Annotated in this window: 17 protein-coding genes; 6 read left to right on the top strand and 11 right to left on the bottom strand. The window is 73.3% G+C overall.

Going from position 1 to position 13,827, the window contains the following annotated elements; all coding sequences use genetic code 11:
- Nucleotides 1-37 precede the first annotated feature (37 nt).
- Complete coding sequence (locus tag Prubr_RS23735) at nt 38-1,195, top strand: class I SAM-dependent methyltransferase (protein WP_246567564.1); 1,158 nt, start codon at nt 38-40, stop codon at nt 1,193-1,195.
- Nucleotides 1,196-1,214: 19 nt separating this feature from the next.
- Here Prubr_RS23735 and Prubr_RS23730 read toward each other — a convergent pair whose 3' ends face one another.
- A complete protein-coding gene (locus Prubr_RS23730; protein WP_212817085.1) occupies nt 1,215-2,132 on the bottom strand; it encodes an ADP-ribosylglycohydrolase family protein in 918 nt (305 codons plus the stop codon).
- 162 nt (nt 2,133-2,294) lie between these two features.
- Here Prubr_RS23730 and Prubr_RS23725 point away from each other — a divergent pair, with 162 nt between their 5' ends.
- The 3 genes from Prubr_RS23725 (at nt 2,295) to Prubr_RS23715 (ending at nt 5,366) form a co-directional block, all read left to right on the top strand.
- Nucleotides 2,295-2,984 carry a response regulator transcription factor gene (locus Prubr_RS23725; RefSeq protein ID WP_212817084.1) on the top strand — a complete coding sequence of 230 codons (690 nt, stop codon included), beginning with the start codon at nt 2,295-2,297 and terminating at the stop codon, nt 2,982-2,984.
- A 50-nt stretch (nt 2,985-3,034) separates the two neighbouring features.
- Nucleotides 3,035-4,402 (top strand): HAMP domain-containing sensor histidine kinase, encoded by a 1,368-nt coding sequence (locus tag Prubr_RS23720; RefSeq protein ID WP_246567562.1) that lies wholly within the window; start codon nt 3,035-3,037, stop codon nt 4,400-4,402.
- A gap of 385 nt (nt 4,403-4,787) precedes the next feature.
- On the top strand, nt 4,788-5,366 hold the full coding sequence (locus Prubr_RS23715; RefSeq protein ID WP_212817083.1) for a hypothetical protein: 579 nt from the start codon (nt 4,788-4,790) through the stop codon (nt 5,364-5,366).
- A 69-nt stretch (nt 5,367-5,435) separates the two neighbouring features.
- On the opposite strand, the gene Prubr_RS23710 is transcribed toward Prubr_RS23715, so the two are convergent.
- Nucleotides 5,436-6,461 (bottom strand): adenosine deaminase, encoded by a 1,026-nt coding sequence (locus Prubr_RS23710; protein ID WP_212817082.1) that lies wholly within the window; start codon nt 6,459-6,461, stop codon nt 5,436-5,438.
- 31 nt (nt 6,462-6,492) lie between these two features.
- Nucleotides 6,493-7,278: a trans-aconitate 2-methyltransferase gene (locus Prubr_RS23705; protein WP_246567560.1), complete on the bottom strand. Its 786-nt coding sequence runs from the start codon at nt 7,276-7,278 to the stop codon at nt 6,493-6,495.
- A 151-nt stretch (nt 7,279-7,429) separates the two neighbouring features.
- On the opposite strand from Prubr_RS23705, the gene Prubr_RS23700 reads away from it, so the two are divergent.
- The gene (locus Prubr_RS23700) at nt 7,430-7,630 is read left to right on the top strand and encodes a hypothetical protein (RefSeq protein ID WP_425517942.1); all 201 of its coding nucleotides are present in this window, start codon (nt 7,430-7,432) and stop codon (nt 7,628-7,630) included.
- Between the two features lie 347 nt (nt 7,631-7,977).
- Here Prubr_RS23700 and Prubr_RS23695 read toward each other — a convergent pair whose 3' ends face one another.
- The 8 genes from Prubr_RS23695 to Prubr_RS23660 all read right to left on the bottom strand — a co-directional run bounded on the left by Prubr_RS23695 (nt 7,978) and on the right by Prubr_RS23660 (nt 13,409).
- Nucleotides 7,978-8,181, bottom strand: a complete 204-nt coding sequence (locus Prubr_RS23695; RefSeq protein WP_007075740.1) for a cold-shock protein — start codon at nt 8,179-8,181, stop codon at nt 7,978-7,980.
- 294 nt (nt 8,182-8,475) lie between these two features.
- Nucleotides 8,476-8,748: a DUF4235 domain-containing protein gene (locus Prubr_RS23690; RefSeq protein ID WP_212817079.1), complete on the bottom strand. Its 273-nt coding sequence runs from the start codon at nt 8,746-8,748 to the stop codon at nt 8,476-8,478.
- Complete coding sequence (locus tag Prubr_RS23685; protein WP_212817078.1) at nt 8,745-9,056, bottom strand: DUF3618 domain-containing protein; 312 nt, start codon at nt 9,054-9,056, stop codon at nt 8,745-8,747. The genes Prubr_RS23690 and Prubr_RS23685 overlap by 4 nt, the downstream gene beginning before the upstream one ends.
- A gap of 13 nt (nt 9,057-9,069) precedes the next feature.
- Nucleotides 9,070-9,516, bottom strand: coding sequence for a phage holin family protein (locus tag Prubr_RS23680; RefSeq protein WP_212817077.1), 447 nt, complete (start codon nt 9,514-9,516; stop codon nt 9,070-9,072).
- Between the two features lie 85 nt (nt 9,517-9,601).
- Nucleotides 9,602-10,690 (bottom strand): S-(hydroxymethyl)mycothiol dehydrogenase, encoded by a 1,089-nt coding sequence (locus tag Prubr_RS23675; protein ID WP_212817076.1) that lies wholly within the window; start codon nt 10,688-10,690, stop codon nt 9,602-9,604.
- A gap of 106 nt (nt 10,691-10,796) precedes the next feature.
- A complete protein-coding gene (locus Prubr_RS23670) occupies nt 10,797-11,993 on the bottom strand; it encodes a mechanosensitive ion channel family protein (RefSeq protein ID WP_425517941.1) in 1,197 nt (398 codons plus the stop codon).
- Between the two features lie 164 nt (nt 11,994-12,157).
- Nucleotides 12,158-12,979, bottom strand: a complete 822-nt coding sequence (locus Prubr_RS23665; protein ID WP_212817075.1) for a DUF1206 domain-containing protein — start codon at nt 12,977-12,979, stop codon at nt 12,158-12,160.
- A 79-nt stretch (nt 12,980-13,058) separates the two neighbouring features.
- On the bottom strand, nt 13,059-13,409 hold the full coding sequence (locus tag Prubr_RS23660; RefSeq protein WP_212817074.1) for a hypothetical protein: 351 nt from the start codon (nt 13,407-13,409) through the stop codon (nt 13,059-13,061).
- 79 nt (nt 13,410-13,488) lie between these two features.
- On the opposite strand from Prubr_RS23660, the gene Prubr_RS23655 reads away from it, so the two are divergent.
- Nucleotides 13,489-13,785, top strand: a complete 297-nt coding sequence (locus tag Prubr_RS23655) for a GNAT family N-acetyltransferase (protein WP_212817073.1) — start codon at nt 13,489-13,491, stop codon at nt 13,783-13,785.
- Nucleotides 13,786-13,827: the final 42 nt, after the last annotated feature.

Here is a 13,827-nt window from a genome sequence, read left to right as displayed (position 1 = left end):
CCCGCCGGGGACGCGGTGCCGGCGTTACATTGGCGCCGTGACACCCGCGGACGTGCTCACCGCGCTCGGGCGCAGGTACCAGACGTTCTCCGCCACGCGACCGGCGGTGCCGTTCGCCGTGGCTCCGGCCGGCGGGACGGCGCACACCTTCGGCGCCGGCGACCCGCTCTTCACGATCATCGTCGCCGACGACCGGGGGGCGAAGGCGCTCGCCGGCCTCGACCAGTTCGGCGTCGCCGTCGCGTACCTCCAGGGCTGGCTCGACGTCGAGGGCGACCTCGCCGCGGCCCTGCGGATGCGTGCCTTCTTCAACGACTTCCACCCGCTTTCGTACCTGTCCCGGTTCACCCCGGGCGCGCTGGTGCGCGGTCGACGGGAGGACGACCGGCGGGCCATCTCCGCGCACTACGACGAGGACAGCGAGTTCTTCCTGACCTTCCTCGACCGCCGGCACCGCTGCTACACCGAGGGCGTGTTCGTCGCCGACGACGAGCCGCTCGAGGACGCGATGACCCGCAAGATGGACCTCGCCCTGGACCTGATCGGGGTGAAGCCCGGCGACCGGGTGCTGGAGGTCGGCGGCGGCTGGGGCGCCTTCGCCGAGCACGCCGCCCGGCGCGGCGTCGACGTGACCACCACCACCCTGTCGCGGGAGTCGGAGCGTTTCCTGACCGGCTTCTTCGAACGCGAGGGCCTGCCGGTCCGGGTGGTCCGCCAGCACATCTACGCCTACCGCGACGACCGGCCGTACGACGCGATCGTGAACATGGGGGTCACCGAGCACCTGCCGGACTACCGGACGACGCTGCGCAAGTACGCCGAACTGCTGCGCCCCGGCGGCCGGGTCTACCTCGACGCGCTGGCGATGCGCCGCAAACACGTCGCGTCGACGTTCATGAAGCGCTACATCTACCCCGGCAACTCGGCGCCGCTGCTGCTGCACCAGTACCTGCGGCACGTGGCGCGCTCGCCGTTCGAACTGCTGCGGGTCGAGGACGACCGGCACAACTACTTCCTGACCTGCCGGGAGTGGGCCCGGCGGCTGGACGCCGCCCGCGACGAGATCGTGGCCCGCTGGGGCGAGCCGCTCTACCGCCGGTTCCGGCTCTTCCTGTGGGGGTCGGCGGCCGGCTTCGACACCGGCCTGGTGCAGGCGTACCGGTGGGTGCTGCGGCTGCCCGGGGCGCCCGGCTGAGCCGGCGGCCGCCCGGCCGCTAGCCGGTCCAGTCCGGCAGCGGTTCGCGGGCGGCCAGCCAGGCGTCGGGTACCCCGCCGGGCGTACCGGTCCCGGTGTGCGCGGCCACGATCCCGCCGACGATCGCGGCGGTGGTGTCGATGTCGCCGCCGGCCTCGACGCAGGCGCGGACGGCCGCCGGATAGTCGTCGAGGAAGCGGGCCGCCACCCACACCGTGAACGGCACGGTGTCGCGGGCGGTCACCTGCGCGCCGTTGCCGAGTTCGTACGCGGCCTCGTCGACCGGCCGGCCGATCAGCGTGCCGGCCCGGTCGAGGCCGTGCCGGACCGGGCCGTGGTCGAGCGACGCGGCGACGGCGGCGACGAAGTCCGTGGCCGGCGGCCGGCGGCCGTCCAGCCGGGCCTGCGCGGCCAGTGCCGCGGCGACCGCGACCGCCACGGCGCCGGCGATGCCGTCCGGGTGGGCGTGGGTCAACTCGGCCGACGCGGTCGCCTGGGCCGCCGCCTCGGTCACCGAGTCGGCGAAGTACGCCCCGAGCGGCGCGACCCGCATCGCGGCGCCGTTGCCGAGGGAGCCCTGCCCGTCGAAGGCGGTGGCGGCGGCGACCGGCCACGGGGTGCCGGTACGGATCAGCCGCAGGACGGTGAACGCGCCGGGCCCGTACCCGCGGTGGGGTTCGCAGCGGTCGGCGAACGCGGCGGCCAGCGCGTCGCGGTCGATCCGGCCGGTACGGGCCAGCTCCGCAAAGACCGAGCAGGCCATCTCGGTGTCGTCGGTCCACTCCCAGACCGGTTCGGGCAGCCGCCCCGCGGCGAGGTCGGCCGGCCGCCGGCCGGGTACGAAGAACTGTGCGCCGAGCGCGTCGCCCACCGACAGCCCCGCCAGGCTGTCACGGGCCAGTGCGGTGCGGGCCTGCGCGTAGAGGGTGAATGCCATGGCCCGCGCATCATGCCGGTCCGGAGACCGCCGCGCAACGGGCCGATTTGCCAGGGTCGGTACCGGCGGTGCGGCGCGCGCGACGCGCCGACTTGCCAGGGTCGGTACCGGCGGTGCGGCGCGCGCGACGCGCCGACTTGCCAGGGGCAGTACCGTCATCTCGTGGCCACGGTCCTGCTGGTAGAAGACGACCACGTCATTCGCGGCGCGATGCTGCGCTCCCTGGCCGACCGGGGACACGCGGTGCACGCGGTCGGCACAGCGCTCGACGCCCTGCGCCGGGTCGCCGCCGAGACCCCGGACCTGGTCGTGCTCGACCTCGGCCTGCCCGACCTCGACGGCTCCGACGCGCTGCGGATGCTGCGTGGCATCACCGACGTGCCGATCATCATCGCCACCGCCCGCGACGACGAGCAGGCGATCGTCCGGCTGTTGCGGGCCGGCGCCGACGACTACATGATCAAGCCCTTCACCGGGGCGCACCTCGACGCCCGGATCACCACCGTGCTGCGCCGGGCCGGCCGGGCCAGTCGCGCCGTGCAGCCGGCCGTGCACGAGGTCGGCGGGCTGCGGGTCGACGTCGGTGAGCGCAGCGCGTCCCTCGACGGGGTGCCGCTCGCGCTCACCCGCAAGGAGTTCGACCTGCTGGCCTATCTCGCCGCCCGCCCGGGACGGGTAGTCTCCCGCCGGGAACTGTTGGAGGAGGTATGGCGGCAGCCGTCGGTCGGCGAGGACCAGACAATCGACGTTCACCTGTACTGGCTCCGCCGCAAACTGGGCGAGTCCGCGGCGAAGCCGCGCTACCTGCGCACCGTGCGGGGGGTCGGCTTCCGGCTGGTTCCACCGGACTGAGGCTGGCGCTGGCCTACCTCGCGGCGGCCACCACCGGCATCGTCGCGCTGGTGTTCCTCGTTCCGCTCGGGCTCACGCTGCAGGCGGAGACCCGGGACGAGGCGCTGGCCGAGGCCGCCCGGCGCAGTGCCGTGGTCGTCGGGGCGCTGGCGGTCACCACCGAACCCGACGCCGTCCGGCAGGCGATCACCTCGACCGGCGGCGATCCGGCCGACCAGCCGGTCGTGCACGGCCTGGACACCGGCGGCACGCCACGTGCCGCCGCGCAGGACGTGGCGCGGGCCGGCGAGGGCGGGCCGGTCGTCGTCGACGTACCCGGCGGGGTGGTCCGGCTGGAGCCGGCCCGGGCCGGCGAGCAGATCCTGGTCGTGGAGGTCTTCGTCGCGGGGTCGGCGCTCTCGGCGGGCTCGACCGGCACCTGGCTGATGCTGGCCGCGCTGGCGGCCGGGCTGGTGGTCGCCTCGGTGGTGGTCGTCGACCGGATCGCCGCGCGGGCGGTCCGGTCGACGCGTGGCCTGGTCGAGGCCGCCCTGGCCGTCGGCGGCGGCGACCTCGGCGTACGTGTCGAGCCGAGCGGACCGCGTGAACTCGCCGAGGCCGGTTACGCGTTCAACCGGATGGCCGACCGGCTCGTCGCCTCCCGCACCGACGAACGCGAACTCGTCGCCGATCTGTCGCACCGGTTGCGTACGCCGCTGACCGTGCTGCGTCTCGACGCCGACGCGTTGGACTCCGACGACACCAGCGTCGGATCGTTCAGTGACGCCGAACTCGACCGGCGGCGCACGATCCGGCGGATCCGGCAGGCGATCGTGACCCTCGAGGGCGAGATCGACGTGCTGATCAACACCGCCCGCAAGACGGTGCAGCAGGAGACCGAGCCGGATCTGTGCGACGTCAGCGAGGTGGTCCGCGACCGGATGGTCTTCTGGGCGGCGCTGGCCGGCGACCAGAACCGCCCGCACCGGATCACCGGCGCGCAGCTGCGTATCCCGGTCGCGGTGCCGCGGGCCGAGTTCGCCGCGGCGCTCGACGCCGTCCTCGGCAACGTCTTCCGCTACACCCCGCAGGGGACCGCGTTCGAGGTCGCGGTGTCCCGCCGGGACGGCTACGTCGCGGTTCGCGTCGACGATGCCGGGCCCGGCATCGCCGACCCGGACAAGGCGCTGCGGCGCGGCACCAGCGGACGCGGGTCGACCGGGCTCGGCCTCGACATCGCCCGCCGGGTGGCCCAGCAGGCGGGTGGCTCGGTGAGCCTCGACCGGGCCCGGCTCGGCGGCGCCAGCGTCGTGATGCTGCTGGCCGACGCCGAGGCGACGCCCCGCCAGGTCAACCGGTTCGGGCTGGTCGGGCGGCTGGCCCGGGAACGCGACCAGGCCGGCCGCCGGTGGCCGCGCCAGCGCCGCGGCGAGGGCTGACCCGACCGGTGCCCGGGCCGCGTCGGCCGATGCCGGCCCACCGGCACGGGCCCGCCGCCGGGCCGGCGAATCTGTCGGCCGGCGCAAGATTTCCTTAGGTCTGTTTTAACGGTGTTCCGCTCCGGCCACGGTCGGTGACAGCATCGGAGCCGATCCACCCCAGATGTTCCCCGGACCACCCCACCCGCATCCGGGTCCGACGGAACGTCGCGCGCGGCGGGCCGGTCCCCCCAACTCCGGACCCGCCGCGCGCACACCATCGTCGGGCGAAGAGGCGGATGCCATGCCGGCAGAGCGACCGGTTCCCGGAAACCACCCCACACATCGACCGGGCGGGATACCCTCGACCTGTCCGACGTCGGCGCCACCCGTTCGAGGTGAGTCCATGCCCGACACCCGCACCCCCTCGCCGGCGCGACTGGTCCGCTGGATCACGGTCGTCACCGCGTCGATCATCGCGACGCTGGCCTGCTGGCAGGACCCCGGATATGCCCGTGACGACCTGCGGCTGACGATCACCCACGACGGCCGCGGCACCGTACGCCTCGACGTCGCCCGCGCCGGTGGTGGCCCGCCCGACGGCGAGATCGCCGCCACCGTACGGGCCCGCGGGTTCGCCGGCGGGACCGTCGACCCGCGGCCGATGCGGCCCACCGCGGCGGGCTCGCTGCTGTTCGACGGCACGCTGCCGCAAGGACAGTGGACGGTCGACATCGAGGTCACCGTGGACGGTGCCCGGTCGCCGGACGGCTCCTGTGCCGCCACGCTGACCGTCGGGCCGGACGCCCCGGCGGAGTCGGTCGTCTGCGCCGGCGAGCCGCTGGTCACCACACCGGCCGGTACGGCGCGCGGGCGCGGCCTGGCCGACAGCCGGCCGCTGGCGGTCACCGCCGGCGCGGTCGGCCTGCTGTTCGCCGCCGCGATGGGTGGCGCCCTGCTGCGCCGCCGGGCCACCGAACACTGACCCGGGCCTCCCCGCGCCCGCCCGGACCGCGGCGACGCGACCCGGGCGGACCCGGCCCGGAGCCGATGGTCAGGTCGGGTTCGCGGCGGCGTACGCGTCGATCTCGGCGATCAGCCGGGCCTGCTCGGGTGCCGACAGGAACGACGCCGTGACGGCGGACCGGGCCAGCCCGGCGACCCCGTCGGGGCCGTAGCCGAGCAGCCGCGCCGCGACCGCGTACTCGTCGTCCAGCGTGGTGCCGAACATCGGCGGGTCGTCGGAGTTGATGCTGACCGGCACCCCGGCGTCGACCAGGGCGCGCAGCGGGTGCTCGTCGAGCGAGGCGACCGCCCGGGTGCGCAGGTTGGAGGTCGGGCAGACCTCCAGCGGGATCCGGTGCTCGGCCAGGTGGGCGAGCAGGGCCGGGTCGGCGGCGGCCGAGATGCCGTGCCCGATCCGTTCCGCGCCCAAGTCGCGCAGGGCGTCCCAGATCGTCTCCGGCCCGGTGGTCTCGCCGGCGTGCGGCACCGAGCGCAGCCCGGCGGCCCGTGCCTGGTCGAAGTACGGCTTGAACTGCGGCCGGGGTACGCCGATCTCCGGGCCGCCCAACCCGAAGCTGATCAGCCCGTCCGGCCGTTCCTCGAGGGCGATCCGCAGGGTCTCCTCCGCCGCCGGCAGGCCGGCCTCGCCGGGGATGTCGAAGCACCAGCGCAGCACGATGCCGAGTTCCGCCTCGGCGTGCTTGCGGGCGTCCTCGATCGCCTCGCAGAACGCCGGGGCGGGGATGCCACGGCGCACGTGCGAGTACGGCGTGATGGTCAGCTCGGCGTAGCGGACCTGCTGGCGGGCCAGTTCCCGGGCGACCTCGTAGGTCAGGATGCGGACGTCCTCCGGATCGCGGATGAGATCGACCACGTTCAGATAGATTTCGATGAAATGGGCGAAGTCACGGAAGACGAAGTATTCGGCGAGCGCCGCCGGATCGGCCGGCACCGGGGTCCGGCCCTCGTGGCGGGCGGCCAACTCGGCCACGATCCGGGGTGACGCCGAGCCGACGTGGTGCACGTGCAGTTCCGCCTTGGGCAGTCCGGCGATGAAGGTGGCCAGGTCGGTCACGGTGCTCCTCACTTGACGGGGGCGCGGGCGGTCAGCCGCGGACGCCGGTCCGGGCGACGACGAAGACCCGGTGGAACGGGAAGTAGACGAGGCTATCGCGGACCGGGTACGCGGCTTCGAGACGTACCTCCAACTCCCGCCGGAAGGCCGTGAACGCCCCGGGGTCCAGCGTGGCGCGGACCGGACGCAGCGCCGTACCGTCCATCCAGCGCAGCACCGGGTGCTCGGCGTCCGGCTCGGCCGGCAGCAGGTGCAGATAGGTGGTCTCCCAGGCGTCGACCGCGCACCCGGCCGCGGTCAGCAGGGCGGCGTAGCCGGCCGCGTCGAGGACCGGCGACTCGCGCAGCAGACCGGCCGGCGGCGCCCACGCCGGTTCGGCGGCCAGGTCGCGCAGCGCCCGGTGCGACGGCGCGCCGAAGTTCCCGGGCACCTGCACGGCGATGACGGCCCCGGCCGGCAGCTCACCGGCCCACCGGGTCAGCAGCGCCCCGTGTCCGGGCACCCACTGCAGCGCGGCGTTGGAGACCAGTACGTCGACGTCGGGGGCCGGTCGCCAGTCCCGGACGTCGCCGAGCGCGAAGTCGACGCCCGGCACCTCGGTACGGGCCCGCTCGACCATCTCCGGCGCCGAGTCGACCCCGACGATCCGGGCGTACGGCCACCGGGCGGCCAGCGTCGCGGTCAGGTTGCCGGGTCCACAGCCGAGGTCGACCACGGCCCGCGGCCGCTCGGCGCCGATCCGGGCGACGAGGTCGACGAACGGGCGGGCCCGCTCGTCGGTGTAGCGGAGATAGGTCGTCGGGTCCCACGAGGTCACCCCCGAACCGTACGCCCGTCCGGCGAGGCGTCCGCCGGTACACCGGTGTCGATACCCGTACCCGGTGCCGGCGACGGTCGGGACGGGTCCGGCACATCGGTCAACTAGGCTTGGGTGGCCGGCCGCCGCGGCCGGAAGAGGGAGGCGTGTGGTGAAGGGCTGGCTACCCCTGGCGCTCGGTCTGTTCGGGGTCGCCGTCGGCATCCTGTGGACACTCGAGGGCCTGGGCCAGATCAGCGGCAGCCTGATGTCGGACAGCCCGGTGTGGGCGGTCGTCGGCCCGATCGTCGCGGTGGCCGGCCTCGCCGCGATCATTCTCGGCCTGCGGGCCCGGGGCAATCGCCCGTCCTGACCATCCGGTCCGCGTTCATCCGACTTTTGGCGGATCGGCGACAGTTGATCGAAATATGATCGGCCGGCACCACTCGGATAGGCCGGGAAGCGCCCGATATACGTAGCATCGCGGCCAATACCTGTCGGACAGACCACCGAAGCGTGACCCGCCGTACGCGGCCGGGTAACCACCGTCGGGCACCGACACCGTACGGCCACGGCCGGCGGGCGGATTCGCCGTGGCGGCCGCCCGCGAACCATGGTCCGGACGACGGAAAGCCCCGCATGCCTGAGCGGCGATGCGGGGCTTGACGCTGATCCCATCAGGGATCGAGGTCGTGGTCGGCGGCCGCCGACCACGGCTGATCAGATGGGACGGACCTGCTCAGCCTGCGGGCCCTTCTGGCCCTGGGCGATCTCGAACTCCACCCGCTGGTTCTCCTCCAGCGTGCGGTAGCCGCTGGTCTGGATCGCCGAGAAGTGGACGAACACGTCAGCACCCCCGCCGTCGACGGTGATGAAGCCGAAGCCCTTGTCTGCGTTGAACCACTTCACGGTTCCCTGCGCCATGTGTATCTCCTTCTAAAACTGCGGCCGAGCACGCCGTGCGGCCGGTTGGCCGTTTTCGAGCAGCGGCGCTTGAGTCGGCCCCATGAAGGAGGACTTCTCACCCCCACCGCCTCTCGACAGCGGGGAACAGCAAACCACGTACGCAAAAACTTCGCACAGCCTACCTGACGATTTTCTCCGAGATGAGCCCTGCGGCAGCCCGATTTTCCGGCCTGCCGCAACGTGTCGCGGCACGCCGCGACGGGCGGCCCCGGCCCGCGCAGGCAGACCGGCGCACGCCCGTCGGCGACACCGTCAGGCCGGCCAGTGGCCGGTCAGCTTTCGGACGCCGGTCGCCCCGCCGCGGTCGACGGCGGCCTTCACGACCGCGAAGATGGCGCCCTGGATGGCCGCGGCGACCAGGACCTCACCCCAGCCCCGGTTCTCGTCGGTCGCGCTCGGGGCGTCGTCCTCGCTGTCGATGAGCTTCCACACCTGCCGGAACGCGGCGCCGGCGAGCATGCCGGCCGCCGCGCCGAGCAGGAGCCCGACCGGCCGGTAGGCCAGCTTGTTCACACCCTTGCTCACCGGCGCCTCCCCTGGACCACGATGAGCACGACCACCGCCGCCAGGGCCCCGACGGCGACCGCCGCCCAGGGCAACGGGTGGCGTCGGGCCGACTCGCCCGCGTCGTGCACCGAGCCGCGAACCACCTCGGCGGTGTGTGCGGCCTGCTCGCGTACCTTCTGTTTGGTCTGGTCCGCGGATTCCCGGAGCCGGGCCTTGACGTCGGCCTTGGCCGCCAGGGCCTGGACCGTCTCACCCAACTCGGCGCGCGTCTGCTGGATCTCGGCGCGCAGCGCCTGCACGTCGCCGGAGCCGTTACCTGCTGTCATGCGTCCACCCTCATCACGTCCGCTTTGCGCCATTCCCATGGCTTTTGACCGCCGTGGTGACCGTGTCGACATCGGCACGGACACTGTCGACCGCCCGCTCCGGCACGGGTGGCACCGCCTGCCGGACCTGCTTCCTGCCTACCATCGCCAAGGCTCCGGCGGCGGCGAACAGGACCACCGCGACGATGAGCGCGGCCACCCAGCCGGGCATCACCAGCGCCAGCAGCAGCCCGAACGAGACGAACAGGGCACCCAGGCCGTACAGGGCCAGGGCGCCGCCGCCGCCGAACAGGCCGGCACCGACACCGGCGTGCTTGCCCTTCTCGGTGAGCTCCGCGCGGGCCAGGGCCAGCTCGTCGCGGACGAGCCGGGACAACTGCTCGCTCGCGTGCTGGACCAGTTCCGCGGTGGACTGCTCTGAGACCGGTCGCGCGGAGGCGCCGTTCAGGACATCGGCCATGATGCCTCCCTGGTGCGGGTTTCGAACCACGTCTTGTCCCGTGGTATGCCCCTCACCCGCGGTGGCCAATCCTGATTCCGGCGGATCAGTCAAACAGTACGACGCTGCGCAGCACGGCACCGTGCTCCATCCGGCCGAACGCCGCCTCCACGTCGTCGATGCCGATCGTCTCGGAGACGAACCGGTCGAGCGGCAGCCGGCCCTGGAGGAACAGGTCGATCAGGGTCGGGAAGTCGCGTTCCGGCAGGCAGTCGCCGTACCAGGAGGACTTGACCGCGCCGCCGCGCCCGAAGACCTCCAGCATCGGCAGTTCCAGGGTCATCTCCGGGGTGGGCACCCCGACGAGTACGACGGTGCCGGCGTGGTCGCGGGCGTAGAACGCCTGGGTGAAGACCTCGGGGCGGCCGACAGCGTCGATCGTGACGTCGGCGCCGTTGCCGCCGGTGAGCGCCCGGATCGCCTCGACCGGGTCCTGTTCCCGGGAGTTGACGGTGTGGGTGGCGCCGAACTGGCGGGCCAACTCCAGCTTGCCGTCGTTGATGTCGACCGCGACGACCGTGGTCGCCCCGGCGAGCACCGCGCCGGCGATCGCCGCGTCACCGACCCCGCCGCAGCCGAACACCGCGACCGAGTCGCCCCGGCCGACCCCGCCGGTGTTGACCGCGGCGCCGATGCCGGCCATCACCCCGCAGCCGAGCAGGCCGGCAACCGCGGGCGGCGCCGCCGGGTCGACCTTGGTGCACTGGCCGGCCGCGACCAGCGTCTTCTCGGCGAACGCGCCGATGCCCAGGGCCGGCGACAGGGTGGTGCCGTCGGTCAGCGTCATCGGCTGCCGGGCGTTGTGGGTGGCGAAGCAGTACCAGGGCCGGCCGCGCCGGCACGACCGGCACTCGCCGCAGACCGCCCGCCAGTTCAGTACGACGTAGTCGCCGGGCGCCACCCGGGTGACGCCCTCGCCGACGGCCTCGACGATCCCGGCCGCCTCGTGCCCGAGCAGGTACGGGTAGTCGTCGCCGATCCCGCCCTCCCGGTAGTGCAGGTCGGTGTGGCACACCCCGCACGCCTGCACCTTCACCAGTGCCTCACCCGGCCCGGGGTCGGGCACGACGATCGTCTCGACGGTCACGGGCGCACCCTTGGCGCGGGCTACTACCGCGCGTACCTCACTCGGCATCGTGGAACCCTTCCGGTCGGCGTTGACGCAGGATGCCTCCGGTCTACCAGAGATCGCACCCCCGCCGACAGCCCGACCTGCGGGTCCGCCCGTTCGCCGGACGACGTCACCGGGTCGCGTCGACCGGCTCCTCCGGGCCGACGAAGGCGTGGCCGCGGGCGTCGCCGTCGTCGCTGCCACCGAAGACCCGGGCGTCGTCGGGCGCCTCCGCGTCGGCCGGCCGGCGGGCCGGGCGGCGCGGCCTGACCCACTGCCAGGGCAGGTCGCCGCCGGCGTCGCCGACCTCGGTACGCATCCTCGGCAGGGCGGTGGGCTGCCGGTCGCGCAGCCAGTTGACCAACTGTTCGCGGACCAGGCAGCGCAGGTCCCACAGGCTCGGCGCGTCGGCGGCGCTGACCAGGGCACGCAGCTTGACCACGCCGCCGACGGCGTCGGTCACCTGCAGCACGCAGACCCGGCCGTCCCACAACTCGGTGCCCTCGCAGACGGTGCGCAGTTCCTCGCGCATCGCCTGGACCGGTACCGACCAGTCGACCTCGAACTCGGCGGTGCCGAGCACCGCCGACCGGGTCCGGGTCCAGTTCTGGAACGGCTTGGTGGTGAAGTAGGAGGTCGGCAGGATCAGCCGCCGGTCGTCCCAGATCTGCACGACGACGTAGCTCAGGGTCAGCTCCTCGATCCGGCCCCACTCCCCCTCGACGACGACCACGTCGTCGAGGCGTACGGCGTCGCTGAACGCCAGTTGCAGGCCGGCGAACACGTTGCCGAGCAGGCTCTGGGCGGCCAGCGCCGCCACGACGCCGATGACGCCGGCCGAGGCGAGCACGCTCGCGCCGACGCCACGCACGCTCGGGAACGTCATCAGGCCGGCGCCCACGGCCAGCACCACGATGACGGCGATGGTGACCCGGCGCAGCATGACGATCTGCGTCTTGATCCGGCGGGCCTGCCGGTTGTCGGGCACGTCGACCCGGAACCGGGCCAGCGCGGTGTCCTCACTGACCAGCAGCAGGGAGGCGACCAGCCAGGCGACGGTGCCGATGATGGCCAGGGTCAGCAGGTGCAGGACGGTCTGCCGCCAGGGTTCGCCGGTGGCGTACCCGGTCGAGAACCGGACCCCGAGCGCGACCGCGAGCGTGGTCGCGGCGACCAGGAACGGCCGGTGCGCGTGGTCGGACAACTCGGTCAGCAGGGTGGAGCGCCGGCCGAGCCGGCGGACGACCAGGTGGGCCACCTGCACGACGGCGAAGGCGACGGCCGCGGCGCCGAGCGTGGCCACGACCGTCCAGAACATGGGATGCACTGCGAAGATCCCCCGGAGTTTCTCGTCGGGTCCGTGCGATGGGCGGCGTCCGGAGGTGCGACGGATACCGCGTAGACGACAAGACTGCCCGATTCGGGCGTACGCCACCAATGTTCGGGACCCGCTTCCGGTGTGAAGCGGGTCCCGATCGGGTCGTGCCCTACCTAGACCTTGCGGTACTTCGCCTGCACGAAGCAGAACACCCCGAACGCGGCGATCCCCAGCGCCATCAGGGCCAGCAGCACGGTGCCGAACGGCTGCTCGCGCAGGGCGTGCAGGGCGCCGTCCAGGCCGCGCGACTTGTCCGGGTCGTACGTCACCGCGGCGGTGACGATCAGCACACCGGCGACCGCGTACACGGCGCCCTTGGCCGAGTAGCCGGCGATGCCGAGCCGCTGGGTGAGCTTGCGGACCCGGGCGCTCATCCGCCCGGTGTGCAGGTGCTTCTCGAAGCGCTTGATGACGCCGTAGACGACTAGGCCCACCCCGACGCCGGCCAGCACCAGCCCGGCGAGGCCGACCAGCCACTGGCCGCCGGTCGACTCCATCAGCTTGCCGGTCAGCACCTCCTGGCTGTCGGCGCTGGAGGAGTTGGCGTTGCTGAAGACCTTGTAGGCGGTCCAGGCGAAGTAGGCGTAGACGACCGTGCGGACCGCGGAGGCGACCCGCTCGACCGTGCGCTCGTTACCGCGGTCCTCGCGGTGCCCGACCGCCGCCTCCAGGGCCTGCCAGAGCGCCATCGCGGCGAGCCCGACACAGACGGCGATCACCAGGAACTTGCCCAGCGGCTGCTGGGCCAGGGTACGCAGCGCCCCGGACTGGTCGCCGTCGTCGGCCGGGCGGCCGAACGCGATCTGCAGGGCCAGCCAGGCGAAGAGAAGATGGACGATCCCGTAGCCGATGAAACCGGCCCGGGCGAGGGCCTCCAGCGCCTTGCTGTTCCTGGCTCTGGAGGCGGTGGCTTCGGCATCGCGGGTCAACGTCATGGGCCTGACATTGACCCGTCCGGATGGTTCTCAAACGTGTCGGGCGGGCCGCCCGGGGCGGCCCGCCCGGTGGACGGCGTCAGCGGGAGATCTTGACCGCGATCTCGCTGTCGGTGACCGACTCCAGGGTGACCTGGAGCCCGGCGACCTCGGCCGCCTGCTGCTCGGTGGTCAGCGAGAGCTGCTGCCCGGCGACCTCGACCGTCACCAGGTCACCGTCGACCCCGACCAGCTTCGCGTCGATGCCGAGAAGAGGGAGTTCGATGCTGGCCTCGACCCCACGGTCGAAGGTGACCGTGCACTGGTCGAGGCCACACTGGGTGGAGGCACCCTCGGAGCTGCAGCCGGCGAGGACGGCGCCGGCGAGGGCGAGACCGGTGGCGAGGGCGGCGATGCGGCGGGGACGGAGCGGGGGCATCCTCGAGATCATGGCCCAAGGGTACGGGGACCGCGCTCGCGTTCCCCGGGACGGCCGGCCGCCCGGTACCCGGCGGGGATAGGGTCGGCGGATGGCGTTCCTGATCGAGGACAACCCGGCACGGCGACGGTTCGAGATCCTGGTCGACGACAGCCTCGCCGGCACCGCCCACTACCGGCTGGCACCCGGCCTGGTCATCTTCACCCACACCGAGGTCGACCCCGCCTACCAGGGCAAGGGGGTCGGAAGCGCGCTCGCCCGCGGCGCGCTGGACCAGGTACGCGAACGCGGCGAACGGGTCCAGGCCCCCTGCCCGTTCATCTCGTCGTTCATCGGATCCCACCCCGAGTACGCCGACCTGCTGGCCCCGGAGTCCGCGCCGTACTGACCCGTGGCGCGGCGGGTCGCCGGGCGGCCCCCGGTGCGGTGG

Origin of the sequence: Polymorphospora rubra (genome assembly GCF_018324255.1) — a bacterium.
In the GTDB taxonomy this organism is placed as follows: Bacteria; Actinomycetota; Actinomycetes; order Mycobacteriales; family Micromonosporaceae; genus Polymorphospora; species Polymorphospora rubra.
Note: the sequence above shows the minus strand (reverse complement) of the source record. Positions and strands in the feature narration are given on the sequence as shown.

Coding starts and splice junctions, on each gene's coding strand:
- Prubr_RS23730 (WP_212817085.1), bottom strand. CDS start 2,132: ATGGCATTCACCCTCTACGCGCAGGCCCGCACCGCACTGGCCCGTGAC.
- Prubr_RS23715 (WP_212817083.1), top strand. CDS start 4,788: ATGCCCGACACCCGCACCCCCTCGCCGGCGCGACTGGTCCGCTGGATC.
- Prubr_RS23695 (WP_007075740.1), bottom strand. CDS start 8,181: ATGGCGCAGGGAACCGTGAAGTGGTTCAACGCAGACAAGGGCTTCGGC.
- Prubr_RS23685 (WP_212817078.1), bottom strand. CDS start 9,056: ATGACAGCAGGTAACGGCTCCGGCGACGTGCAGGCGCTGCGCGCCGAG.
- Prubr_RS23680 (WP_212817077.1), bottom strand. CDS start 9,516: ATGGCCGATGTCCTGAACGGCGCCTCCGCGCGACCGGTCTCAGAGCAG.
- Prubr_RS23675 (WP_212817076.1), bottom strand. CDS start 10,690: ATGCCGAGTGAGGTACGCGCGGTAGTAGCCCGCGCCAAGGGTGCGCCC.
- Prubr_RS23665 (WP_212817075.1), bottom strand. CDS start 12,979: ATGACGTTGACCCGCGATGCCGAAGCCACCGCCTCCAGAGCCAGGAAC.
- Prubr_RS23660 (WP_212817074.1), bottom strand. CDS start 13,409: ATGATCTCGAGGATGCCCCCGCTCCGTCCCCGCCGCATCGCCGCCCTC.
- Prubr_RS23655 (WP_212817073.1), top strand. CDS start 13,489: ATGGCGTTCCTGATCGAGGACAACCCGGCACGGCGACGGTTCGAGATC.